A 24,832-nucleotide genomic window follows, 5' to 3' on the forward strand; every position below is an offset into this window, starting at 1 on the left:
TGTTCACCATGCGACTGCATATCCCCGATATGCGAACATTAGCCGACACAAACGGCCACGTACAGGGGTTTCACTCAGCATTGTTCTTATTTGTACGCAGAACGCGGCGACAAGTTCACAATTTGAACATAAGGCGGGGTGGCCCGATCGACCTCGGTCAGGCCGCGACGATCCGCTGCGCCTGCGGCCGCCACCAGGCCACGAGGTCGTCGCCGATGGCGTACTCCCCCTGGAGCGGGCTGACACGGGTACGGCCGGGCAGCCCGCGTTCGCCCATGGCCAGCAGCAGCGTGCGGTACGAGCCCATGTACTCGACGTCGCGCACGGTCGCCCGTACGGCGTTGGCGCCGGTGGGCACGTCGTCGCGGCCGCCCGCCACCTCGACGTCCTCGGGCCGCACCACGACCGCGCTGCTCGCGCGCACGCCGGGATGGGCGGCGACGGTGGCGGGATCGATGACCCAGCTCTCGCCGTCCCACGCCACGTTCCCGTCGAGGGCGGCCTCCCCGAGCTCGAACACGTTGGAATCGCCCAGGAACTTCGCCGTGAACAGGGTCTCGGGCTCGGCGTACAGCTGCTGCGGCGTGCCGACCTGCTCGATGCGCCCGTTGTTGAACAGCGCGATGCGATCGGAGAGGTTCATGGCCTCCTCCTGGTCGTGCGTCACGAAGACGAACGTGGACCCGACCTCGCGATGGATCCGCCGGATCTCCGTCTGCAGGGCTGAGCGCAGGTTGCGGTCGAGCGCGCCGAGCGGTTCGTCCAGCAGGAGCGCCTCGGGCTCGAAGACGATCGCGCGGGCCAGCGCGACCCGCTGCTGCTGCCCGCCGGAGAGCTGCGAGGGGTGGTTGTCGTCGCGCCCGGTGAGCTGCACCAGCTCGAGCACCTCCGCGACCTTCCTGGCGATCTCCCGCTTGCCGACCTTGCGCTCGCGCAGCGGGTACGCGACGTTCTGCGCGACCGTCAGGTGCGGGAACAGCGCGTAGTTCTGGAACAGCATGCCGAGGTTGCGCCGGTGCGGCGGCACGTCGCTCACGTCGGTCCCGTTGAGCGCGATCGAGCCGGCGGTGAGCGTCTCGAACCCGGCGATGAGGTTCAGGGTGGTCGTCTTGCCCGAGCCGCTCGGCCCGAGCAGCGTCATGAACTCACCGGGCTCGATCGTCAGCGAGATGTCGTCGACAGCGGGAGCCGCCAGCCCGTAGTCCTTCGTGACGTGGTCCAGGCGGATCTCGGTGCCGCTCGGGGTCCCGGTCGACGGTCCGGTGGCTTTCGCCGTCGTGTCAGGTGTCATCGTCATGGCTTTCCTATCGGCGGCGGACCCTGCCGCGGAGCAGTTGGGGCAGGAGGAAGATGATGGTCACGGCCACGACCATCAGGCTCGACGCCGCCGAGATCGTCGGATCGATCTCGACGGTGACGCTGTTGTACATCTGCACGGGCATGGTCTGGAACAGCGGGGATCGCAGGAACAGCGCGAGGACGACCTCGTCGAACGAGACGATGAACGCGAAGATCGCGCCTGTCAGGATGCCGCGGCTGATCAGCGGCATCGTCACCCGGACGAACGCGCGGGCCGGCGAGGAGCCGAGCGACGCGGCGGCTCTCAGCAGTTTCGGGTCGAAGCCGCCGAGCGCGCCGGTGACGGAGATGAGCACGTACGGCACGGCGATCGCGGTGTGCGCGAGCACGTATCCGAGCACGGTGCCGGTGAGCTGCCAGCCGAGGAAGGCGATGTACACCGCGACCGCGACGACGATCGCCGGGGCGACGATCGGCACCATCAGCAACGTGCGGACGAGCTGGGCCACCCTGCCCTGGAGCCGGGACAGCGCCACGGCGGCCGCGGTCCCCACCGTCGTGGCCAGCACCGCGGTGAGCGTGGCGACCAGGAACGAGTTGCCCAGGGAGTCCAGCCAGATCGGGTTGGTGAAGAAGTTCTCGTACAGCCGCCAGGTGAAGCCCTGCGGCGGGAACTGGAACGTCGTCGCGTCGCTGAAGCTCATCGGGATGACGAACAGCGTCGGCAGGATGAAGAAGACGACGACGAGCCCGCCGAACGCCTTGAGCCACCACGGGATCGGGTCGACCTTCGTGTACCGCCGGCGGGGGGTCGAGGGAGTGGTCATCAGCGGTCCTTCGGTGGGCTGGCCGCGACCACACCGATCGCGGACACGGTGCCACCCATCCGGTTCGCCCACGCGACGAGCACGAGCGTGACGACCAGCACGACCATGCCGAGCGCCCCAGCGGCGGCGAAGTCGAGCAGGAGGGTGGTCCGCTGGGCGAGCAACTGGGCGACGAGCGACTCCTGCGGGGATCCGAGCAGCGCCGGGGTCACGTAGAACCCGAGGCTGAGCGTGAACACCAGGATCACGCCGGCCATCACCCCGCCGCGCGACAGCGGCCAGAAGACCTTCCAGAACGCCGCGGTCGGCGAGGAGCCGAGCCCTCGCGCGGCGAGCAGCAGCCGCCGGTCGATGCCGCCGAGGGTGCTGAACAGCGGCAGCACCATGAACGGGAGCATCACCTGGGTCATCGCGATCGTCACGCCGGCGGTGCTGCCGTAGAGGACGACGTCCTCGGCCCCGAAGAACGCGAACAGGCTCTGCACCGGCCCGCCGTCCTGGAGGATGATGATCCACGCGAAGTTGCGCGCCATCACGGACGTCCAGAAGGGGATCAGCACGATCACCAGGAGGATGCCGCGCGCCCGTGGGCTCACCCGGGTCATCAGGTAGGCGTACGGATACCCGATCAGCAGGGCGGCGACGGTGACCGTGGCGGCGGTCACCGCCGTCCGCCAGAGCACCGTCATGGTCACGCCGTCGGTGAGGAGATCGGTATAGGTTCCGGGGGCCGAGACGCTGCGGATGAAGGTGTCGGCCAGCGGCACCAGCAGGATTCCCGCCAGCAGGGCCAGCGCCGGTACCAGCAGGGGCCAACTCGACCATTTGATCTTGTTCGAGGACATCCTCGTCCCCTTCCAGCTCGTACGGCTCAGGCGGTCAGTAAAGCAAGCCATTGTTCATATCACAATTGCTGTGTCCGTATTGTGAACATAAGAGGCGGCGCGCTACGCGCTGTACCCGCCGTCGACCGGCAGGACGACCCCGTTGACCTGACTCGCGCGATCGCTCAGCAGCCAGGCCGCGGCGTTGGCCACCTCGGTCGTCGTGCCGGCCTTCCGCAACGGGACCGAGGCGATCCGGCGCTCCACGGCCGCCGGATCGTCGTGCCGCCACTGGACGAACATCGGGGTCTCGGTGGGGCCGGGGGCGACGACGTTGACCCGGATGCCGAACGGCCCGTTGTCGTGGGCCGCCGTGCGGGTGAAGCCGATGACCGCGTGCTTGGTCGCCTGGTACGCGCCGAGCCCCGTGTTCCCGCGGAACCCGCCCACGCTGCTCGTGTTGACGATCGACCCGCCCTTCTCGCGCATCGCGCGGATCTCCTCGCGCAGGCACAGCCAGGTGCCCTTGACGTTCACCGCCATGATCCGGTCGAAGTCCTCCTCCGACACCTCGTCGAGCGGGCCGTACTGGTTGATGCCGGCGTTGTTGAACGCGCCGTCGAGCCGGCCGAAGCGGGCCAGCGTGTCGTCGACGAACCGCGCGACGTCGGCTCCGACGCTGACGTCGCCCGCGCTGTAGGCGACGTCGTGACCCGCCGCGGTGAGCTCCTCGGTGAGCGCGGCGAGGGTGTCCCGCGACCGCGCGGCGACCATGACGGAGGCCCCCTCCTCGGCGAAGACCCGTACGGAGTCGGCCCCGATGCCGGTGCTCCCACCGACCACGAGGACGACCTTCCCGGCGAGCAGCCCGGCTCCGGGTGTCGGGTGCGCCTGTGCGTTGTCGGACAAGGTGTCGGACAAGTTGTCGGACAAGGTGTCTGCCTCTCAGTTCTGGATGTGCGGCGGTCCGTGGACTCCGCCGCGAGCGGGGGAGAAAGGTGTCAGCGGAACGAGACGGGCTCGCCCAGGTACGGCGCGAGGGCACGCGTCTCGGCGACGCTCAGCGGCCGGGGACGCCGGGACGTGAGGTCGCAGACCACGAGCGTGACCTGGGCCCAAAGATAGGTCAGCGCACTGACCTGGTGATACAGCCGGCAGCCGATGTCCAGGCTGCTGGAGCCGATCCGGGACAGCCACAGGTCGGCGAGGATCGTCTGCCCGTGGTAGGCCAGCTCGTTCACGTGCTCCAGCCGCTGCGCCACGGTCATGGTGAACGTCTTCGGCTCCAGGCAGGCGAAGATCGGCGGCTGGTCGGGCGGTGCGGTCATCGGGTGGTCGGGCAGGCCGAACGCCCTGATGCGCGCCTCCTCCAGGTATCGAGCGTAGGTGACGTTGTTGACGTGCCCGTAGACGTCGGTGTCGGCCCAGCGCAGCTGCAGCGGCACCGTGACGGGCGCGCGGGACTCAGCGGTCACCACTGGCCGCCCGGCCCTCCCGCACGGCGGCCGCGGCGGCCGATCCGAGCAGGCCGGCGTCGTTGCCGAGCATCGTGAAGGCGTACCCCGCGTCGATCGCGGCCCGCGCCGACCGCCTCGTCGGCGCCCCCGCGTTGCCGATCGGCTTGCCGGCGGCGGTGCAGGCCTTGATGGCGGCGGCGATCAGCTCGACCACCCGTGGGTCGTCCTCCGTGGTCTCCTCGGAGGTGGACAGATCCGCGGCGCCGACGAGCAGCGCGTCCACGCCCGCCACCGCCGCGATCGCGCCCGCCGACCGGGCCGCCCCGGCGCTCTCGATCTGCGCGATGAGCACCACCTCCTCCTGGCCGAAGCGCAGGTACTCGGCGCGGTCCATCGCCCCCCAGGCGCCGGCGCGGCTCGTCGAGCCGACGCCTCTGGCGCCCAGTGGCGGGAAGCGGACCGCCCGCGCGGCCGCCTCCGCCTGGCCGACCGTGTCCACGTGCGGCAGCATGATCCCTTCGGCGCCGGCGTCCAGGACGCGCTGGGCGATGCCGCCGTCCAGCGTGGGGATCCGGACGATCGGTGCCATCGCCAGATGGTTCGCGGTGCCGATCAGGCGGTACGCCGTCTCGAGGTTCATCGCGGAGTGCTCCAGGTCGATGACCACGAAGTCGAAGCCGGCCAGCGCGAGCAGCTCGACGCTCTCCATCACCGGCAGCTTCACCCACGTGCCGAGAGCGGGCCCGCCGGGCCGGGCCAGCGCGGCCCGGAACCGGCTGGTGTGTGCCGGGCTCATGGGGCCGGGTAGTCGGCCGCGTTGAGGACCCAGCCGGGACGGGCGGAGAAGTCCTGGCGCGGCGGCGAGAAGATGTCGATCAGTTGCTGGTGCGGGCTCATGCCCTGGGTCGTGTGGACGGTCGGCGGAGGGATGACGGTGAGCGACGGCGTCCCGACCCGGCCGTGGTCCTCGGCCCGCCACTGGGTCGAGTCGGGGCCCCAGGGATATTGGATGTGGTGGACGAACTCCCCCTTGATCCCCAGGGACAGCTGTTCGAAGTCGTCGTGGAAGTGCGGGGAGAGCTTGAGCGGGTCGCGGGGGGTGGGCTCCTCGGCCAGGAAGTTCACCATCAGGTTCGTGGTGCGGAAGATCCGGCCGAACCGTCCCTCGGTGATCGGCGTCTCGGCGAGCCGGTGGACGCGCAGCCGGAAGCCGTCCACCGGGTCCGGCCACGGCACGAGCGGGGCGCAGCGGGGGTCGGGTTCGGCGTACGCCCCGGCGTTGAGCGCGCCGTCGCGCAGGTCCTCGGCGACGGTGGAGAACACCCGGATGACGGGCCCGTCGGTCAGCGCCTCGACGACGCTGTCGCCCGGCGGCACCACCACGAACGCCTCCTCGCTCACCTCCTGCTCCTGGTCACCGGCGCTGACCCGGATCGAGGCGCTGCCGGAGTAGAGCAGGACGGCGTACTCGTCGGGCTGCCCGTCGCGCTCGAAGCGCTCGCCGGCGACGGCGTCGGTCCACACGAGCACGGCGTTCTGGCCCCGCGCCTGCCAGGTCCGGCTGCCGGCCGGGCTGACCGCGGTGGGCGGGAGCTCGGTGAAGTCCAGGTACTGGGCCGGCGCGATCGGGGTCGACGGATCGACTACCGCCTTCGCGGACGGGACACTCGCCAGTTGGGACCGGAGGTCGTCCTTGGCGTACATCGTCATGTCGGTTCCTCTCGTAGCCGTTACAGCGTGATGTTCTTCGCGCCCTTGAGGGCCAGCATCCGCCGGACGTCGGCGGGCGTCGCGATCTGCTTGCCGAGGTCGGCGAGGGTCTCCCGGACCTTGCGGACCTGCTGCGCGTTGCCGGTGGCCTTCTCGCCCTTGCCGATGTAGAGGTTGTCCTCCAGCCCGACGCGCACGTGACCGCCCAGCCAGGCGCTGTGCGTGCAGAACTGCATCTGGTGGCGGCCCGCGGCGAAGGCGGAGAAGTGGTAGTCGGCGCCGAAGAGCTTGTCGGCGATGGCGACCATGTGCGTGAGGTTGGCGTGGTCGGCCCCGATGCCGCCGAGAATCCCGAAGACGCCCTGGATGAGGAAGGGCGGCTTGGCGAGCCCCCGGTCGGCGAAGTGGGCCAGGGTGTACAGGTGCCCGATGTCGTAGCACTCGTACTCGAACCTGGTACCGCCCTTGTCGCCCAGTTCCCGAAGCGCGTACTCGATCTGCGCGAAGGAGTTGACGAACGGATGGTGGTAGGTGTTCGCCACGTAGGGCCGCTCCCACGGGTGTTTCCAGTGGGTCACCCGGTCGGCGATGCCGGAGTAGACGAAGTTCATCGAGCCCATGTTGAGCGAGGCGAGCTCGGGGCTGAACCGGGTCGCCGCGGCCAGCCGCTCCTCGATCGTCATCGACGACGCCCCGCCGGTCGTGATGTTGATGACCGCGTCGCACTGCGCCGCGATCGGCGGGATGATCTCCTCGAAGACCTCCGGCTCGAAGGCCGGCCGGCCGTCCTCGGCGTGCCGGGCGTGCAGGTGGATGATGGCCGCCCCCGCCTCGGCCGCGGCCAGGGACTCCGCGACGATCTCCTTCGGCGTGATCGGAAGATGGTCGCTCTGCGACGGCACGTGGACCGATCCCGTCACCGCGGTGCTGATGATCACCCGGTCGGCGGCGATCACGGCTTCTCCTCCAGTCCCAGCAGGAAGGCGGGGTTGGCGGCGATCATCGTGCGGATGTCCTTCTCGGCCACGCCGTGGTCGAGCAGCGCCCCGATGAGGTAGATGTAGCCGTCGACGGGCAGGGGGTTGCCCTGCTGGCCGAGGTCCGAGGAGATGACGGTCCGCTCAGGGCCGACCCGGTCGATCCAGTCCAGCAACTGCTGGATGGGCCAGCCGATGGCGGTCACCTCGGGGTGGTACATCGCGATCTCGTGCTCGATGTAGGCGCCGTAGCCCAGCAGCTCCTCGATGTCGGCATCGGAGGCGCCGACGATGAAGTCCGGGTGCTGGACGAGCAGGCGCCGCACGCCCTTGCTCTCGGCGAGCGAGAACAGCGCCTTCATCGACCCGGGGTCCAGGTGGCCGCCGGTGAGCAGGGCGCCGGTCTCGGCGACGATGTCGACGACCGCGGCCGTGTCCGCCGAGACCTCCCCGGCCTCGTCGAAGATCGACTCTTCCTTCTCGAGCAGGTCGATGGCGGCGCTGGGGAAGTCGCCGCCGTGGCTGTGGTGGTCGATGTGCGGCCGGGCGGACACGGTCGGCGCCCAGACGCAGCGTCCGCCCATCCGCAGGCTCATCGCCACGGCCGACGGATTCACGCCGCCGACCTCGGTGTTGAGCGCCACCCCGCCGTAGACCGGCGTGGGCGCGTCCGCGAGCCAGGTGCCCATGGCGAGCAGGTCCATCACGGTGTTGTGGTGGTGCGACTTGACGAGGATCGCGCGCATGCCGATACGCGCCGCGTCGTAGGACGCCTCGACGTGGTTCAACCGTCGCGGGAAAGGACTGGGTCCGGAGTGGCAGTGCAGGTCCACGGCGCCGGTCAGGACCTTCAGGAGGGCCGGCGAGACGGGCCGGGCATCCTCGGCGGACAGCATGTATGAACCTCCGTTTAGTGCGGATCGTGAACTAGATGTTCAGTCTACGTACGGAGGCTTCTCGTGTCTACGCTCGGCCGGAGGCTGATCCGTGCCGCGGATCCATCGGAAACCGACGGATGAATCCAGGTCAGTTCGCCTTTGATACCCATGGCATGGCCCGGGGTGCGGGGATTTTTTGGGCGGCCGTCAGTGCGCTCGCCGTGGGACTGATGGGTCGCGGAGATTGCCGGACGCTCATCAATCGCCATGCGAATCTGTAGGTTGCATCATGAACATACGAGTGCTGCGCTGGCCTGACATGGCCTCGCGCTCCGCTGTCCGCGCCGGGTTCCGAGGGCCCTGGGGATCAAGACGTCGGCCCAAGGGCCTGAGTGCTCGGTCAGCCGGTGGTGGTGACGAGGTAGACGTCGCTGTCGGCGACATGGTCGAGCAGGTTCTCGACGCGATCCACGGGAAGTGCGATCACCAGGCTCGTGCGTGGCTCGCCGCCGGACAGGTCGAGGACGATGACGCCGGGGAAGGTGCGGGATGTCGCCTCTCCGTCCGATGTGGCGGTCCGGTGTACGAGGCGCAGCGTGGCCGTCGTGCCCCGGGCGGCCGCGTCCGCGTACAGATGCCCGGGGGCCGGGCGGAGGGTGATCACGGTCTTGCCGTCGACGGCACCGCTCGGCAGGCGAGGGCCCAGGACTTCCGGGGGCACCTGCTCGCCCTCCTCGATCTGGCGCAGCGCGTACCGGCCTGCCGTGCCGGCCGGGCCCTTCACGTCGGTGGCGGCAAGGATCCGGTACGGGTGCAGCGTGCGCGCGGCCACCCAGCCGTCCGGCGATCGAACGGCCAGACTGCCCACGACGACGACGATCCCCGCGACGACCGCCCCGGCCACCAGCCAGAGCCCCAACCGCAGCGGCCGCGCCTTCCGCCCGTTCCCCGAAGGTACGAGGTCGAGTGAGCTGTCCTGCAGAGGCGGGGATGCCCTTGGCGCGGTGGAGTCCTTGTCCGGAACGGGCTCGGCGGGGTTGGGGGTGTCTGCGGCGGGAGCGGTCGTCGGGTAGCCGAGGCTGGCGACATGTGTGCTGTCGGGAGCCCCGATCACCCAGAGCTTGTCCAGTTGCCGCCACTGTTCCGGCTCGCCACCGTACTCGGTGGGTCGCCGCAGCCCCATCGCGTCCAGCAACGTCCACCGATACACGTCGAACGCCGACCGGAACAACTCCCCGTACGGCTCAGCGGCACGCACCGCCCCCCGATACCCCCACCATGCGACCACCAGCCCGCCCCAGCAGCAGCCCAGCGCCCAGTACCACGGCAGCAGCAGCGCCCCCAGCACCCCGCCCGCCAGCGAGAACGCCAGCCCCAGCCCGCTCACCGTGACCATGAGGTCGAGATCCCCCGCAGCCGCCGCGAACGTCTGCCGGAAGCTGTCCGGCAGCGTCGGGTACAGGCGCGGCCACGCCGTCACCCCGTCGATGCCGTACCGATCGCCGCTGTGGTCCTCGGCCCCCCGCAGGATGTTGCCCAGCGCGGTCGGCATCAGCCGGGACTCGTCCACCGGATAGAGGGAGCGTCGCTGGTCTTCGCCTGCCACGAACCGCAGCCGGCACCGCTCGGCCAGCCGCTCGCCGTACGGCAGGCCGTCCCAGTAACCCTCGTAGACCCGGATCAGCCCGGCCCGCCGTACGGCGAGGAGCTGGCTGAACAGCAGCGCGCCCGCGAGGACCAGCCCCGACATGACGACCTGCACCTCCGCGCCGAGCCCCGCCCACCAGCGGACCGCCGTGACCCAGCCCACGCCCGCGACGGCCACCGCCGCCAGGGCGCTCAGAAAGACCAGCACCGGCAGGAACGTCGTGGTGAGCAACCGGCGGTCGACCACCGCCGACGCCGCCTCGACGAGTCCGCCCATGTCAGGCGCTCCAGTAGGGGACGAAGTCGTGATCCCCGTGCTGGCACGTGTAGGTGGCCGCCTGGCTGAAGCGCCGGAAGGTGTTCGTCGCGCCGCAGGTCTTGCACTGGATGCGGCTCGGGGGCGGCGTGGCCCGCCTGCCGTGCGGCTGCGCGTCGCCCAGCTGCCGTCCGGCGACGAGGCGCGAGGCGGTGTCGCGGACGATCTCCGCCTTGATCGCCTCGGCGCCGACCACGCCCACGACGTCTCTCCCCCGTACGATGACCAGGCCGGGCGTGCCGGACACCAGCGCGTGCAGCAGGTCGGCCGAGTCGAGCACGTCGCCGAGCGGGGTGTCCGCCTCGACGACGCAGGCCGGTCCCCGCTCGCCCCCACCGGCCAGCCCGGCGGGCTCGCCGTCCGCCCCGAGCAGCACCGTGAACCCCGCCCCGTCCAGCACCGTGGCACCCGCCCCGTCCAGCCCGCCGTCCGCCACGTCCGTGACGGTGAAGTCGCCGGTCATCAACTCCTCGACCGGCCGTCGCCGCTCCACGCCTTCTCCCTCCTGCTGTGCTCAGAGCCAGTCACCGATCAGCGCGAACGGCGCCCAGTGGTACGGATCAGCGAACGCGAGCGCGCCGAAATCCGGAGCCGCCCCCGCGCCCGAGCCCGCACTCATCCCCGTACCTGAGCCCGTCCCCGTACCTGAGCCCGTCCCCGTCCCCGTCCTCATGCCCGTGCCCATGACGAGCGTCGCCTGCAGCATGCCCACCTCCGCGCCCTGCCGCTGCTCCTCGTCCAGGTCGGGGCAGGCGACGAGGTCACGGAACAAGCCGGCCGCCACGGTGTAGTCGCCCGCCGCCAGGAGCAGCCGCGCCTCCTCCAGCCGTACGGCGGCCAGCGCCCGAGGGTCGTCCGCCAGGCGCAGACGAGCCCCGCGCGCGTAGTCGAGCACGTCGGCGATCGTCCTGCCGCGCAGCCACAGCTGCGCCTGGCGCAGGGCCTCCGCCTTGGGCGACCCGGCCCGCAACGCGGCATAGAACTGGCCGAACAACATGCTGGTCGACAGCTCGTCCACGCGCCACAGGGCGACCAGCGCCGAGGGCGCGCCCGCGTACAGCAGCGCCCTGGTCAGGCCGATCAGCTCGTCTCCCGGGCGGCTCTGGCTCACGCCGGTCTCGCAGGCCGCGAGCGTCACCAGGTCCACGTCGAGCCGGAGCCCGAGGATGTCCGCCGCGGTCAGCCTGCCACCCGCGAGCTCGATCCCGGAGCGCATCGGGTCCTCGCGGTCGAACACGCCATGCGTGGCGAAGTGGACGATGTCCGGCGCGCGCCCGGGTTCGGCGAAGCGGGCCAGCAGGCTCTCGCGGGAGGCGTCGGCCGCCGCCGGCACCTCCTGCCCGCCGAGCGCCTCCGACACGGCCAGCGCCTGCTCCCTGGCGAAGGCCAGCGGATGCTCCGCGGGCGGCGCGGCGACGATGAGCGCGCTCGCGCGGCGTGCCTTCCGCTTGGCCTGGCAGTGGCGCAGCACGGAGGCCGACGGCACGAACGCGACCGGGTTGCGCTCTATCAGCGGGACGCCCTCGACGGGCACGGCCTGCAGGGGCAGCAGGTGCAGCGAGTCATGGGGCACCAGGTAGACCACGTCCCCCGGCTCGGCCCACCGCGCCACCGGGGCGAGCAGCCGTACCAGTCGCTCGTCCGCCAAGTGCGCGCCGAGGCCGGCCCTGTCGCGGGCCAGGGTGTCCCCGGCGGCCTCGGCGAGCTCGCGGAGCTCGGCGCGGGTCACGTCCACGGTGACGACCTCCGGCTCCGGCGCGTCGGCCGTCACGCCGAAGACAAAGGTCTCGTGGTCGGTCACGTGGTACTCGGCCAGCACCAGACGAGCCATGGCGTCGGTCCCCTCTGGCCCGTCCGGGGAAGGGGCCGAAGTCAGCAGGGCGGTGACGGCATTCCAGCCGAGGCGTTCTCCCCGGCGCATCGACACGTACTCCGGAGCCAGCTCGGCGAGCCGGTCCTCCAGCCGATGCAGGCGTGACATGGTCCGCCGGTAGTCCGTGAGCAGGGCCGCGTCGGCGGATCCGCCGACGCGCAGGTCCGCCTCCTGCGCACGCAGGAGCCGGCGGGTCTCGGCCTCCTCGGCGAGGACCGTCTCCGGCGCGCCGGGAGGTGCGGGCAGGGTCGTCCAGGCCAGCCTGCGTACGAGCTCCTGACCGCGCGCGGCGTCCGCCCATTCGAGTGCGCCCGCCCTGTCGCGCAGGTGGAGCGAGAGCCGGACCAGCATGCCGGGGGCGTCAAGACGAGACTCGGTGAAGTAGGTGACGGCGTCCGCCTCGTCGAGCAGCGCCCGTCTGGCGTCCCCCATCGCCTCCGCCGCGGCAAGGTAGGCCACGCGGGCCTGCGGGTAGTCCTCCTCCAGCATGCTGATCTCCGCCAGCAGAACGCGCGTCTCGTAGACGGTGTGCGGGTCGGCGAGCGTCTCGGCCTCCCGCAGCGCCTCCAGCAGGTGGTGGCGCGCGAGGGGGAGGTCGTCCTGGTCTCGCGCCAGCAATCCCAGGTCGCAGAGGGTGGCGACGACCGCGCGCCGATAGCCCGCCCTGCGCTGAATGTCCAGTGCCCGCTCATGCAGGCGGCGGGCCTCCTCGTCCTGCCCGGCGAGCTGGAACAGCGAGGCCATGGCGCCGAGGTCGTCGGAGACGCCCAGCTCGGCGCCGATCTCCAGATTGATCGTCAGGGAGGTGGCGAAGCATTCCATGGCCTCGGCGTGCCGCCCGCCCGTGTCCAGCACCCGGCCCACGTTGTGCGTGGCGGCCGCCTCACCCTCCCTGTCGCCCGCCGCGCGGTAGGCCTCGGCCGCCTGCCTCGCCAGCCGTTCCGCCGGCGCCGGCTCGTTGAGCAGTTCGTGGACGAGGCCCAGGGTGAGCAGCGTGTGCCCGAGCAGCGCCGGGTCGTCGCAGTCGCGGGCCGCGGGCTCGATGTCGGCGAGCAGCCCGCGTGCCTCGGTGAGACGCCCCTGGTCCTTGACCGCGACGGCGAGGTTGACGGCGGCGCGTACGGCGCCCTCGCGTGCACCGGCCCGCCTGAGCAGGTCCAGGGCCTGCCGGTGGGACTCCTCGGCCGCGGCGAGCTGCCCGAGGTCGCGCTGCACCAGACCGAGGGTGTCCAGGGTACGCGCGTACTGCTCCGCCGTACCGGGGTCGTCGCCCAGCAGCTCACAGGCCTGGGTCAGCGCCCGTAACGCCTCCTGGCCCCGGCCCGCCTTCTGCAACGCCAGCCCGAGCCATTGCCGCAGCGCGGACCTGACGGCCGGATCGGCGTGGCCGACGTCGGCGAGCCGGCACGCCTGCCGGTATTCGCGGGCCGCGTCCTCCGGCCGCCCGCCCGCCAGGCGCCGCCGCGCACGCGGCAGATGGGGCGTCCAGGAGTCACCGGTCCGGACCCGCACCCGCCTTGGCATGGCCCTCCGCGCTGGTTCTTCCGCCGCCACGCAGAAGCTATCCCCGCCGGATCGTGCTGAGAAGTGCACGATACGTATTCGTGATGGGGGCGTGAACGGCGGCGTTCGCGGGGACATCACTGCGGTGGGTGGCCGGCGCGAGTCACACGATCAAGGCCTGCTGATCCGGCCTCCGGGGCGGGCCGACCGGGTGTCGGCGTGGGCCCGATGGGTGGCCTGCGTGACGCCTGCCGCGCTCGGTGGGTGGGCGGCGGCCCGTACGGGCGGGGGCGCCGCCTGGCTGCCCCTGCTGGCCGGGCTGCTGGTCAGCGGGCACGTGGCGGGCCGGATGGCGGCCTGGCGCGGCCTGGTACGCAAGCAGGCCCGGCTGCGGCGCTGGGGCGAGATCATCGTGCTCGCGGCCGGTGCGCTGCTGGCGTTCTCCCCCGCCGGCGCGTGGCTGGCCGCCGCCTGGGCGACGACGGCCTGGGCCACGGCGTTCGGCGGGGTGTTCCTGGTGGCCGCCGTCCTGCTGCTGCAGGTCGGGGTCGGCACCTTCCGCGCCGTGGCCACCGCGCCGAAACCGCTGCGGGTGCCGCTGGCGCTCTGCTCGGTGCTGGCGACCGTGGTGCTGCGTTACGCGTGGACGCCGTTCCTGCTGGCGTACGTGGCGCAGCCCCACCCTGCGCTGGCCGTGCCCGCGCTCGCCCTGTGCCTGGTGGAGACGGCCGAGACGCTCTACAGGATCGCCGTCGGCACTGCCCAGGCCCAACAGTCGGACGTCCGGACGCTCACCGTCGTGCATCTGGGCGAGTGGCTCCACGACGGTTTCCTGACCCGCCGCCGCAGGCCCGACTACGCGTTGATCTCCGCGCTGCTGCTGGAGGCGCGGCTCACCGTCGGCTCCGTCTCCGCCGAGGCGGCGCTGCGCCGGGTCGAGCTGGCCGAGCTCGCCTTGACCCTGGTCGACACGGAGGTCGTGCCGCGGACCGCCCGGCCGCTGACCCGGGACCAGGAGATCCAGCGCACCTGCTGCCTGTGGCTGCGGGCGGAGATCTACCAATATCTCGGGCAGGAGGACGAGGTGCTGGCCACCTGGCGGGAGTGCGCCCGCCGCTTCTCCGCCCTGGGTCTGCCGCGCATGGCGGCCCAGGCCCGGCACACCGCCTGGAGCCGCCTGATCGCCCGGCACGGGCTCGTCGCCGTGGACCTGGACCATGAGCTCCTCTCCCCGGACGACAGCCCGTACTTGCGCAGGAACTCGCTCATGGGTCTGGCGGTGATCACGCAGCAACGCGGTGACGAGGAGGGCGCGCGCCGGTTGGAGGCGCGGGCCATGGAGATCCGGCGCGGCGGGATCGGGGAGCGACTGGCCTGGGGACGGGAGCAGGCGCGCACGTTCATCAGCCATCCCTTCGCGCTGCTGATGGGCGTGCGCGGGCACACGAACCTGGACGAGCAGATGCGCTCGTGGCTCTCCCGGCGCACTCCCGCACCCTTCCCCGCCTGGGGCAACCCCATCCGCGACCTCGCGCTGCGCGCCGACGAGCTGGCGACTGAGGGCCGCCCCGCCGAGGCCGCCGCGCTCTTCGCCGAGGCCGCGCTGCGCGCCCGCGCGGCCGGGCAGGTGACCTGGGAGATGAACGCGCTGACCGGGCTGTCCCAACTCGCCAGGGCCATGGGCGACCTGCAGGTGGCCAGGGACAGCCTGCTCGCGGCGGTGCGCTCGGCTGAGGACGTACGCGGGCGCGCCCTCAGCCCCGACCTGCGGATCAGCGCGGGCGGCTCGATCAGCGGCCTGTACGACCTGGGCGTGTGGCTGTTCGCCTCGACCACGCCACCGACGCCCGGCGAGAGCGGCACCCTGGTCACCGCCTGGCAGTTCTCCGAGCTGGGCCGCTCCCGGGTCTTCCTCGAACTGCTCGCGGAGCGGCTGCCGCCACCCGCCGAGGGGTCCGCCGCCGCCGAGCGTGCGGCGTACGACACCTATGTCCGGCTCCGTGACCTCCCCGCGAGCCCCAGCGCCACTCAGGCCGTACGGAAGGCCCGCGAGGAGTGGCAGGCGGCGTGCGCCGAACTCGCCGCGCAGGGCGGCGCCGCGGGCGAGTACGCCGCCCTCCGGCTCGGCCGCCCGATCGAGTACGACGAACTACGCCGTCTGCTGCGCACCGCCTCGTCCACCGGCATATTGCATAATCCACTATAAGTTGGTAGGAAATGCATATGTCATTACGGCTGACGACACGGTGAACCCCACGCCCACCCTCGTTCCGGAACGCCTCGGAACCGGTCCGCCCGGACGGCGAGCGGCCGAGCCGAGGACGCGCCGGCGGGCGGGCCGGCGCTTCGGGGTACGCGTGCTCGCCGTCCTCGCGCTGCTCGCCCTGTGGCAGGTGGCCGCCACCGCGGCGCGCAATCCCTCCTTCATCCCCACGCCAGGGGCGGTCTGGGATCAACTCCTGCGGCTGTCCACGACCCACGACGGCATCCGCGGCTACAGCGGCAGCCTCCTCGTGGAGCACCTGGGCGTGAGCCTGCGCCGCATCCTGATCGGCTCCGCGATCGGCGTGGCGGCGGGCCTGGTCGTGGGCGTCATCCTCGGGACCGTGCCGTGGATCCGCGTCGTGGCCGAGCCGGTGGTCACCTTCGTGCGGGCCCTACCCCCGCTGGCGTACTTCAGCCTGCTCATCATCTGGTTCGGCATCGACGAGACGCCGAAACTCTGGCTGCTCGCCATCGCGGCGCTGCCGCCGGTCGCGGTGGCCACGGCGGCCGCCGTGCACGGCGCGCCGAAGGACCTGGTCGAGGCGGCCGGCGCGCTGGGCGCCTCGCGCTGGGACGTCATCCGGGACGTCGTGCTGCCCAACGCGCTGCCGGAGATCTTCACCGGTGTCCGCCTGGCCGTCGGCATCGCCTACTCGTCCGTGGTCGCCGCCGAGACCGTCAACGGGGTGCCCGGCATCGGGGGCATGGTCCGGGACGCCCAGCGCTATCTGCAGACCGACGTCGTGGTGCTCGGACTGATCGCCATCGGTATCTCGGGGCTGCTCATCGACGGCGCGCTGCGGGCCGCCGAGCAGCGACTGATCCCCTGGCGCGGCCATTCATGAGCCCGCGCCGCCGTACGTCCCCGACAAGGAACCACGCCATGCGCCTCAAGCTCCTGCTCCCCCTCGTCCTCGCCGCGGCCCTGACCGCGTGCGGCAGCGGAACCGCGTCCACCGGAGGCGCCACGCAGGCCAAGACCATCCGCCTCGCCTACCAGGCGTTCCCCAGCGGCGATCTCATCGTGAAGAACAAGAAATGGCTGGAGCAGGCGCTTCCCGACTACACGATCCAGTGGACCAAGTTCGATTCCGGCGCCAGCATCAACACCGCCTTCGTGGCCAGAAGCGTGGACATCGCCGCCATCGGATCGAGCCCGGTCGCCCGGGGGCTCTCCGCGCCGCTGAACATCCCGTACCAGGTGGCGTTCGTGCTGGACGTGGCGGGTGACAACGAGGCCCTGGTCGCCAGGAACGGCAGCGGCATCGCCACGGTCAAGGACCTGCGCGGCAAGAAGGTCGCCACCTCCTTCGCCTCCACCTCGCACTACAGCCTGCTGGCCGCGCTGAGCCAGGCGGGCGTGGCCGAGTCGGAGGTGAACATCATCGACCTGGAGCCGCAGGACATCCTGGCGTCCTGGACGCGCGGCGACATCGACGCCGCCTACACCTGGCTGCCGACCCTGGCGGAGGTGAAGAAGACCGGCAAGACCCTCATCAGCAGCCGCGAACTGGCCACGGCGGGCAAGCCCACCCTGGACCTCGGCGTGGTGTCCACGGCGTTCATCCAGGCGCACCCGGACGCGGTCGACGCTTGGCGCAAGGTGGAGGCGAAGGCCCTCCAGCTGATCGCCGACGACCCCGGCGAGGCGGCCGCGGCCGTGGGCGCCGAGCTGAACCTGGCCGCGGCCGACGCCAAGGACCAGCTCAGCCAGGGAGTCTTCCTCGAACCCGCCGACCTGGCGTCCGCCGAATGGCTGGGGACGCCGAGCGCACCCGGCGCACTGGCGCAGAACCTGGTCAGCGCGGCCCAGTTCCTCAAGGACCAGCAGAAGATCGACGCCGTGCCCGACCTGGCCGCCGTCCAGCGGGCCATCTACAACAAGGGCCTGCCCGGTGTCCTCGACTCCTGACGCCGCCGTCTCCGTACACGAGGTCGAGCATGTGTACGGCACGGGCCCCGACGCCGTGACCGCGCTGGGGCCGCTCTCGCTCGATGTCCCCGCGGGATCGTTCCTCGTGATCGTCGGGGCGTCCGGCTGCGGCAAGAGCACGCTCCTGCGCTTGATCGCGGGCTTCGAGGAGCCGACCTCCGGCAGGGTGCGGATCGGTGACAGCCCGCCCACGCCAGGGAAAGGCGCCGGGATCGTCTTCCAGCAGCCCCGGCTCTTCCCCTGGAAGAGCGTGGGCGGCAACGTCGAGCTCGCCCTGCGCTACGCGGGCGTCCCTCGTGCGGAGCGCGCCCGCCACATCCCGGAGCTGCTGCTGCGCGTGGGCCTGCGCGACGTCGCGCACCGCCGGACCTGGCAGATCTCGGGCGGCCAGCAGCAGCGCGTCGCCATCGCCAGGGCGCTGGCGAGCGACAACCCGCTGCTCCTGCTCGACGAGCCCTTCGCCGCCCTGGACGCGCTCACCAGGGAGCGGCTTCAGGAGGATCTGCGCCTGGTGAGCGCGCAGACCGGCCGTACCTCGGTGTTCGTCACGCACAGCGTCGAGGAGGCGGTGTTCCTCGGCAGCCGCGTGGTGGTGCTCACCAGGCGGCCCGGCCGGATCGCCCTCGACCTCGACATCCCCCTGCCCCGCACCGGTCTGGAGCCCGACGAACTGCGCGCCCTGCCCGAGTACGCCGCCCTGCGCGCCACGGTCAGCCAGGCCGTGCGCACCGCCGCCACCTGACACCCGCGACGAAAGAGGAGATCCCCATGTCCACGCGAACCGCCGCCCAGATCACGCTGCACCCGCTCGGACCGCACTTCGGCGCCCGCGTCGACGGGCTGGACCTGGCGAGCGCCCACGACGACGACCTGGTCGCGGTACGGGCCGCGCTCATCGACAGGAAGGTGCTCTTCTTCCCCGGGCAGAACCTCGACGACGACGGCCAGGTGGCTCTCGGCCGGCGGCTCGGCGAGCTGACCGCCTCCCACCCCGTCGTCGGCGGCGTGGACGAGGCGCATCCGGAGATCTACGAGCTGGACAGCGCCGACAACGGCTTCGCGGACATCTGGCACACCGACGTCACCTTCATGCCCCGTCCTCCACTCGGCTCGATCCTGCGCGCCGTCATCCTGCCCGCCACCGGGGGCGACACGAGCTGGGCCGACAGCCAGCTCGCCTACGAGTCCCTGTCCGCGCCCGTGCGCGAGCTGGCCGACCGGCTCACCGCCGTGCACGACGGCAACCGGGAGTTCGGCTACTACCTGGCCCAGCGCCGGGGCGGCAAGGGCAGCGTCTGGGACGGCGAGGTCGTCACGCGACTGGATCCGGTGGAGCACCCCGTGATCCGCGTCCACCCCGAGACCGGCCGCAGAGGCATCTTCGTCAACCCCGGCTTCACCTCGCACATCGTCGGCGTGTCGGAGGCCGAGAGCCGCGCCATCCTGGACCTGCTGTACGCCCACCTCACCAAGCCCGAGCACATCGTCCGGCACCGCTGGAGCGTGGGCGACATCGCCATGTGGGACAACCGCAGCACCGCCCACTACGCCAACCGCGACTACGGCACCACCCGCCGCGTCATGCACCGCATCACCCTGCGCGGCGACGTGCCCTACGGCCCGACGGCCTAGCATCGCGCCCGGTCACTCGCCGGTGTCCCAGCGGCCGAGGACAGTGGTGGCAGGCCGGCCGTCCCGCAGCCTTGCCAGCTCGGCGGCCGTCAGCGAGGTCGCACCCGGGAACGTGTCACCTACTTTCCAGCCGGCATGCAGGACCGCGTCCTCAAGCGCCGCCACGGGGTTCCCCGTGGCGAGCCAGCCGTGCAGGAACGACGCGAAGAGCGCGTCTCCGGCCCCCGCGGTGCTCACGACACCGCGGGGCGCGACGGCCGCGACCTCGATCAGGGCGCCGTCGGCCAGGCCCATGACACATCCTCGCCCGCCAAGGCCGACCGCGGCGACAGCGCACCCGGGATAACGCTGGAAGATCTTCCCCACCCACCGCTTCGGAGAGCAGGACAGCCGTTCATGGCTGCAGAAGATGACGTCGGCGACCTCCAGCCAGGGGCGGTTGTACGCGTCGTCCACCTCCGTGATCAGGTGAACGTCGACCGCGATCGGCACATCTCGTTCACGCGCGACCCCCAGGAGCGGCCGGACGAACGCGGTGTTGGTGAGCACGGCGAGGTCGGCGCCCTCGACGAGGCGGCGGAACACCTCGACCGGATACTCGACCGTGTTGACGGCGGCGACGTACGGATGTCCTGAGCGTCGTCCGTCCGAGGCCACCAGCACCACACCGAGAGAGGATCGTGGCGCCGTCACCACTCCCGGGCCCCACAGCCCTCGCGCGCGCAGCGCCGTGCCGATGGCCTCGCCTGCCAGGTCCTTCCCCACCAGGGTGCACAGGCGAGCCTCGTCGCCGAAGGTGCGCAGCGTGCCGGCGATGTGGCAAGCGGCCCCGGACACCTCGGCTCTCATCCACTCGGGGAACCTCTGCGAGGCGTACGGCAACGGGAACTCCGCCACGGGCATGGCCATGTAGAGGCTGGTGACCCCGGCTACGACGATCGTGCTGCTCATGTGATCTTCTCGGAGTCCAGGTGGTCGAGCGACCCGATCAGCTGAGGCGGCGGCACCGGATCCGCTCTCGGCACGGTGAGGGGCTGTGGCAACAGCATCAGCCGGTACATCAGCCGCCGCATGTTCCGATCGAAGTGACCCGGAGCCGACGTGAGCCGGGCGACGACCGGAGCGTGCCGTCCCGGATGATGGTGGGCGGCAGCCCGACGCAGCTGGTCCGGCAACGGCTGATCAAGCTGCAGCCGGGGTGCCGCCGACGCCAGGAGCCCTCCGGCGGACTCCGGATCCACCATGTCTCCCGCATCGCCCACCCGGAGGACGGGGACACCGCATACCGCGCCGTACACCGAGGTCGAGCCGTGGTCGCCCACCAGGTGGTCGGCGGCGACCAGGACACCACGCCAGTCCGCCTCGGGTGGAACCAGGGCGAGATCGTCCCTCAGGCAGTCGGCCAGCCAGGTCCGGATCTGCCAGACGCCATGGCCGAACCAGATGTTCGGATGGAGGAGGGCGGCGACGCGGTAGCGGTCGCGGGGGAGCTCCGTCAGCATGCGCCGGAACAGTCCGGCGTGCCGGCCGAACAGGGAATCCGGTCCCCAGGTGGAGGCCAGCACCACGAGCTCATGCTCGTCCGGGACCCGGAGGGCACGTCGATAGGCGCGACGTTCACAGGAACTGGCGACCAGCCGGTCGTAGGAGGCGTCGCCGACGACCTCGGCGACCGCCACGGCTTCTGGGCAGTTGCGGGCCAGCCGCCGGCGTTCCGCGTCGTGGGCGAGCACGATGGCTGACGGAATGACCGTGCCGTCCCGGACCAGTTCCTGAGCGCTGAGCCCGTACACTCCGCGAGCCGCGGCCACACCGCCGCCCAGGCGGCGACTGACCAGCTTGCCGTAACCGGCCCCGTGCGGAATGACCACGAGCGGCGCGTGAACGTCCTCGATTCCCCCGTAGGCGGCGCAGACGGCGAGGTCGAACCGCTCGCGGATGGCCAGGTGCCAGGGCAGGGTCACGCCGCCGATGCGCCTGAGCAGCTCGGCCACCCCGTTACTGAAGACATCAGGGCCCATGGTGAAGACCACCTGGACGCGGAGGTCGGCGGCGAGAAGGCGGACAACATCGAGGAGACGCTGGCCTGACGTGACCGTATGGACGATCACCAGCACCGTCCGCCCGCTCCTGCGGGTCACCCAGCGCGGCGCGTCCGGCCCCACCGGCACGTGATATCCCTCTGAGCACGACATCGAATTTTCGTCCCCCTGTCACCTACGGCGCGGTTTCGCATCGCCGCATGCACCTGGCCGTATCCCCGGTCAACGGCCTAATCCGAGAATCCTTCGTGTCTCTGGACGAAACCTTGCAACAACCGTAAAGCAGTTAAGTCAGGCAACCGGCTTCATATGGACCGTTAACCAGGTCTGCGGGAAACTGGCGGCGAGGGCCCTTGAGCACGGGAAGGACATTCATGGAGTTCCGAATACTCGGCTCCGTGGAGTTACAGGCCGGTGGCGAGGCATGCAAGTTCGGCTCGGCCAAGGAACGGCACGTGCTGGCCGTTCTCCTTCTGACTCCTGGGCAGCTCGTGCCCATTCAAACCATGATCAACCGAGTGTGGGGCGACGCGCCCCCGGCAAAAGCACCAGGGAGCATCTACACCTATATCGCACGCCTGCGCCGCCGTTTACACCGGCAACTCGGCAACACCGGGGCCCGGCTGATCAACCGTTCCGGCGGATACATGCTGGAAACCGACCCCCAAACGATCGACCTGTACCGTTTTCACCGGCTGAACGCCCAAGCACGGGCCATCTCGGCCAGCGGCAATCTAGAGGACGCGCTGCTGCTGCTCCGGGAGGCGGAGAAACTGTGGCGCGGCGATCCTCTTTCCGGCTTGTCCGGGGAATGGGTGACAAAGTTACGGACGAGCCTGGAGAGCGATCACCGAGCGGCGATCGGCTTGCGCCTGGCTATGGAGCTCGACACCGGCCGTCACGCCGAACTGGTCGGTGAGCTGCACGACCTGGTCCACCGATATCCCTATGACGAATCGTTCGTCGAGCATTTGATGGTCGCCCTCTATCGTTGCGGACGTCAGGGTGAAGCGCTGGAGGCCCACCATCGGGCCAGTCACCGCCTCGTCGAAGACCTGGGAGCCGAGCCGGGGCCTTCTCTGCGGGGAACCTATGAGCGCATACTGCGCGGAGATTCGGAGCTGGCCACGCCTCCCGCGCGCCGCTACGCTGCCCCGGGACCGCTCACCGAAAATCTCCCCCGTGACATCTCCGACTTCACCGGGCGAGAGGCAGCGCTGAATCACCTGTACGACGCGTTGGAGCGCTCCCCTTCAACGGTGACGATCCAGGCCATAGACGGCATGGCCGGTGTCGGGAAAACCGCACTCGCCGTCCACCTGGCGCATGAACTGGCGGACCGCTATCCGGACGGGCGGTGGTACCTCCATCTTCGCGCCCACGATCCTCACCTGCCGCCGATCGATCCCGTCCAAGGCCTTGACGTCCTCTTACGGCTGCTGGGGGAGGACCCGGAGAAGCTCCCGAACGGCCTGGAGTCGCGTGCCGCGCTGTGGCGAGCGCGGCTCACCAACCGCCGGATGTTGCTCGTGCTCGACGACGCGGCCGGCGCCGACCAGGTCAGACCGTTTCTCCCGGGAAAGCCCGGCTGCCTGGTGCTGATCACGAGTCGGCGGCGGCTCGCCGGTCTGGAGGGAGCGCGGCCGTTCTCCTTGGACGCGCTGATGCCACCTGAGGCGGCCCTGCTCTTCCGGCGGATCGTCGGTCAAGACCGGCAGCTCGACGCCGGCGACGTCAACCAGCTCGTCGATCTCTGCGGGCATCTCCCCCTCGCGGTCACGATCATGGCGTACAAGCTGCGGCACCGGCCGGCGCGCGGGGTCGCAGACCTGATGGTGAAGCTGTCACGATCCATGGGCAAGCTGGCCGAGATGTACGCGGGAGACAGCGACCTCATCACCGCGTTCGATCTGTCGTACCGGGAACTGTCGCCGGAGCGGCAGCGGGCGTTTCGCCGCCTTGGCCTCCACATCGGGGCCGATCTCACCGCCGATGCGGCCGCCGCGCTGATCGGCTGCGATCTCACCCAGGCGGAACACACCCTGGAGGAGTTGATCGACCGTCATCTCGTGGAGGAGTCGATTTCCGGCCGCGTCCGCTTTCACGATCTTCTGCGGGCCTACGCCCGGGAACGTGCCACCCAGGAGGAACCCGCGCAGGAGCTGCGGCGCGCCGTCCATCGGCTGCTCGATTTCTACCTGACGACCGCGGACCGGGCCGATCGCCTTCTCTATCCGCACAGGCGCCGTGCCGAGGTGACGATCGCCACCGCTGTCGATCCGCCGCCCCTGGACACTCCACGTTCCGCCGCCGAGTGGCTGCGGGCCGAGCGGGCCACCATCCTGATGTGCGCGCATTACGCCACCGAGCATGGATTTCCCGCGCATGCGATCGAGTTTTCCCGGACCGCCGCGACCTATCTGGAGCGCTCGGCGCAGTGGGAGGACGCCGCCCGCCTTCACGAACTCGCCCGCCGAACCTGTCAGGAAATCGGCGATCGCGAGAGCGAGGCCCTGGTGGAGCTCGAGCTCAGTCTGGTACGGAGCCGCACCGGCCAATACGCCGCGGCCTTCGAGCACGCCGGCAGGGGCCTCGACCACTTCCGCGCGCTGGGCGACCGCCGTGGAGAGGCGGACGCCCTGGACCATCTCGCCCGCGTGTCATGGCTTTCCGGGCACAATCGGGAGGCGCTCTCCTACGCGGAAGAGTCGCTTGCCCTGTTCCGCGCGATCAGCGACCTGCATGGCGAAGGCAATGCGTTGCTGCATCTGGGGATCGCGCTGTCGTATCTGGGCCGTGCGGAGGAGGCGATGGCGGTCTTCGAGACCTCACTCGAGATCGTCGACGGAACAGGCGACGTCGCCACCAAGGCCATGGTCCTGAACAATCTGGGTGAGATGCATTTCAGCCACGGTGACTATGGAAAAGCACTCACGCTCTACCGGGAAGCTCACGCCATTCTGCGAGAAGCCGGCTGGCGCCAGAACGAGGCGGTCGCGCTCAACAACATCAGCAATTGTCTTGAGCGTGAAGGGCGCCGGAAAGAAGCCCTGCACTTCTATCGGGAGGCGTTGACGATATACCGGGAGACCGGCGACCCGCGCCATGAGGCCGACACCATCAACAATATCGGATCGGCGTATCTGGGCATGGACCTCGATGCCGAAGCGCTGATCCATTTCCAGAAGGCGCTTTCTCTCGCGCAGGACATAGGAGACCCGTACGAATCGTCGCGCGCGCTCCAGGGGATCGGCGACAGCCAGCGGCGCAGCGGCCAGTTCGCCCTTGCCAGGGAGACCTACGAGCGGGCACTGGCGCTTACCCGCAAGCTGCGCGATCCGTTGCTTGAGGCGCGCGTGTTGACAGGGCTTGGCGACGTGCTGCACCGCATGCACGGGAGGAAGGCCGCGCAGCAACCGTGGATCGAGGCCCTCGCGATCTTCGAGGGCCTCGACGCGCCAGAAGCACGGGCCCTGCAGGTGCGCCTTGATACGCCTTGAGACGCCGAAAGTTGGCGCACCGACGTAGCGGCCAGTCCCCATTTACGGTTATTCTTCCCAAACATCAGGCACACGGCTGTGTCAGATTATGTACACACATGTCGAGAAAGAGCACAAATGCAGATATACATGGTCATCGCTATCATGAT

General features: G+C 70.6%; 20 protein-coding genes. 6 read left to right on the forward strand and 14 right to left on the reverse strand.

From position 1 onward, the window contains the following. Positions 1–157: 157 nt before the first annotated feature. The 12 genes from OHA68_RS40330 to OHA68_RS40385 all read right to left on the reverse strand — a co-directional run bounded on the left by OHA68_RS40330 (position 158) and on the right by OHA68_RS40385 (position 13,332). Positions 158–1,297 carry an ABC transporter ATP-binding protein gene (locus OHA68_RS40330; protein ID WP_327104929.1) on the reverse strand — a complete coding sequence of 380 codons (1,140 nt, stop codon included), beginning with the start codon at positions 1,295–1,297 and terminating at the stop codon, positions 158–160. Positions 1,298–1,304: 7 nt separating this feature from the next. Further along, complete coding sequence (locus OHA68_RS40335; RefSeq protein WP_189143540.1) at positions 1,305–2,126, reverse strand: ABC transporter permease; 822 nt, start codon at positions 2,124–2,126, stop codon at positions 1,305–1,307. Then, positions 2,126–2,971, reverse strand: coding sequence for an ABC transporter permease (locus tag OHA68_RS40340; protein ID WP_327104930.1), 846 nt, complete (start codon positions 2,969–2,971; stop codon positions 2,126–2,128). The genes OHA68_RS40335 and OHA68_RS40340 overlap by 1 nt, the downstream gene beginning before the upstream one ends. A 102-nt stretch (positions 2,972–3,073) precedes the next feature. Continuing rightward, positions 3,074–3,883, reverse strand: a complete 810-nt coding sequence (locus OHA68_RS40345; RefSeq protein WP_327104932.1) for an SDR family NAD(P)-dependent oxidoreductase — start codon at positions 3,881–3,883, stop codon at positions 3,074–3,076. A 68-nt stretch (positions 3,884–3,951) separates the two neighbouring features. Further along, entirely contained in the window at positions 3,952–4,425 is a 474-nt protein-coding gene (locus tag OHA68_RS40350; RefSeq protein ID WP_327104933.1) for an acyl-CoA thioesterase, read from the reverse strand. Beyond that, positions 4,415–5,203: an HpcH/HpaI aldolase family protein gene (locus OHA68_RS40355; RefSeq protein WP_327104934.1), complete on the reverse strand. Its 789-nt coding sequence runs from the start codon at positions 5,201–5,203 to the stop codon at positions 4,415–4,417. The genes OHA68_RS40350 and OHA68_RS40355 overlap by 11 nt, the downstream gene beginning before the upstream one ends. After that, on the reverse strand, positions 5,200–6,117 hold the full coding sequence (locus tag OHA68_RS40360) for a cupin domain-containing protein (RefSeq protein ID WP_327104935.1): 918 nt from the start codon (positions 6,115–6,117) through the stop codon (positions 5,200–5,202). Before OHA68_RS40360 ends, OHA68_RS40355 begins: the two co-directional genes overlap by 4 nt. A 20-nt stretch (positions 6,118–6,137) precedes the next feature. Beyond that, a complete protein-coding gene (locus OHA68_RS40365; RefSeq protein WP_327104936.1) occupies positions 6,138–7,073 on the reverse strand; it encodes a BKACE family enzyme in 936 nt (311 codons plus the stop codon). Beyond that, the gene (locus tag OHA68_RS40370) at positions 7,070–7,990 is read right to left on the reverse strand and encodes a DUF6282 family protein (RefSeq protein ID WP_189143535.1); all 921 of its coding nucleotides are present in this window, start codon (positions 7,988–7,990) and stop codon (positions 7,070–7,072) included. The genes OHA68_RS40365 and OHA68_RS40370 overlap by 4 nt, the downstream gene beginning before the upstream one ends. A 382-nt stretch (positions 7,991–8,372) precedes the next feature. Further along, complete coding sequence (locus tag OHA68_RS40375) at positions 8,373–9,896, reverse strand: hypothetical protein (RefSeq protein WP_327104937.1); 1,524 nt, start codon at positions 9,894–9,896, stop codon at positions 8,373–8,375. A gap of 1 nt (position 9,897) precedes the next feature. After that, entirely contained in the window at positions 9,898–10,428 is a 531-nt protein-coding gene (locus OHA68_RS40380; RefSeq protein WP_327104938.1) for a hypothetical protein, read from the reverse strand. Positions 10,429–10,449: 21 nt separating this feature from the next. Beyond that, on the reverse strand, positions 10,450–13,332 hold the full coding sequence (locus OHA68_RS40385; protein ID WP_327104939.1) for a CHAT domain-containing protein: 2,883 nt from the start codon (positions 13,330–13,332) through the stop codon (positions 10,450–10,452). Between the two features lie 220 nt (positions 13,333–13,552). On the opposite strand from OHA68_RS40385, the gene OHA68_RS40390 reads away from it, so the two are divergent. The 5 genes from OHA68_RS40390 to OHA68_RS40410 are packed head-to-tail and all read left to right on the forward strand — an operon-like array spanning position 13,553 to position 19,141. After that, the gene (locus OHA68_RS40390) at positions 13,553–15,517 is read left to right on the forward strand and encodes a hypothetical protein (protein ID WP_327104940.1); all 1,965 of its coding nucleotides are present in this window, start codon (positions 13,553–13,555) and stop codon (positions 15,515–15,517) included. A 40-nt stretch (positions 15,518–15,557) separates the two neighbouring features. Then, positions 15,558–16,421 carry an ABC transporter permease gene (locus tag OHA68_RS40395; protein WP_327104941.1) on the forward strand — a complete coding sequence of 288 codons (864 nt, stop codon included), beginning with the start codon at positions 15,558–15,560 and terminating at the stop codon, positions 16,419–16,421. Between the two features lie 38 nt (positions 16,422–16,459). Then, positions 16,460–17,488 (forward strand): taurine ABC transporter substrate-binding protein, encoded by a 1,029-nt coding sequence (locus tag OHA68_RS40400; RefSeq protein WP_327104942.1) that lies wholly within the window; start codon positions 16,460–16,462, stop codon positions 17,486–17,488. Next, the gene (locus OHA68_RS40405) at positions 17,472–18,251 is read left to right on the forward strand and encodes an ABC transporter ATP-binding protein (protein WP_327104943.1); all 780 of its coding nucleotides are present in this window, start codon (positions 17,472–17,474) and stop codon (positions 18,249–18,251) included. Before OHA68_RS40400 ends, OHA68_RS40405 begins: the two co-directional genes overlap by 17 nt. 26 nt (positions 18,252–18,277) lie before the next feature. Next, entirely contained in the window at positions 18,278–19,141 is an 864-nt protein-coding gene (locus tag OHA68_RS40410) for a TauD/TfdA dioxygenase family protein (protein WP_327104944.1), read from the forward strand. Between the two features lie 12 nt (positions 19,142–19,153). Here OHA68_RS40410 and OHA68_RS40415 read toward each other — a convergent pair whose 3' ends face one another. Together OHA68_RS40415 and OHA68_RS40420 are read right to left on the reverse strand one after the other, a co-directional pair. Then, complete coding sequence (locus tag OHA68_RS40415) at positions 19,154–20,092, reverse strand: carbohydrate kinase family protein (RefSeq protein WP_327104945.1); 939 nt, start codon at positions 20,090–20,092, stop codon at positions 19,154–19,156. Continuing rightward, entirely contained in the window at positions 20,089–21,312 is a 1,224-nt protein-coding gene (locus OHA68_RS40420) for a hypothetical protein (RefSeq protein ID WP_327104946.1), read from the reverse strand. The genes OHA68_RS40415 and OHA68_RS40420 overlap by 4 nt, the downstream gene beginning before the upstream one ends. A 269-nt stretch (positions 21,313–21,581) precedes the next feature. Between OHA68_RS40420 and OHA68_RS40425 the strand changes: the two genes are divergently transcribed. Further along, complete coding sequence (locus OHA68_RS40425) at positions 21,582–24,683, forward strand: AfsR/SARP family transcriptional regulator (protein ID WP_327104947.1); 3,102 nt, start codon at positions 21,582–21,584, stop codon at positions 24,681–24,683. Positions 24,684–24,832 lie beyond the last annotated feature (149 nt).

It is taken from the genome of Nonomuraea glycinis, from assembly GCF_035920485.1.
Lineage (GTDB): Bacteria > Actinomycetota > Actinomycetes > Streptosporangiales > Streptosporangiaceae > Nonomuraea > Nonomuraea glycinis.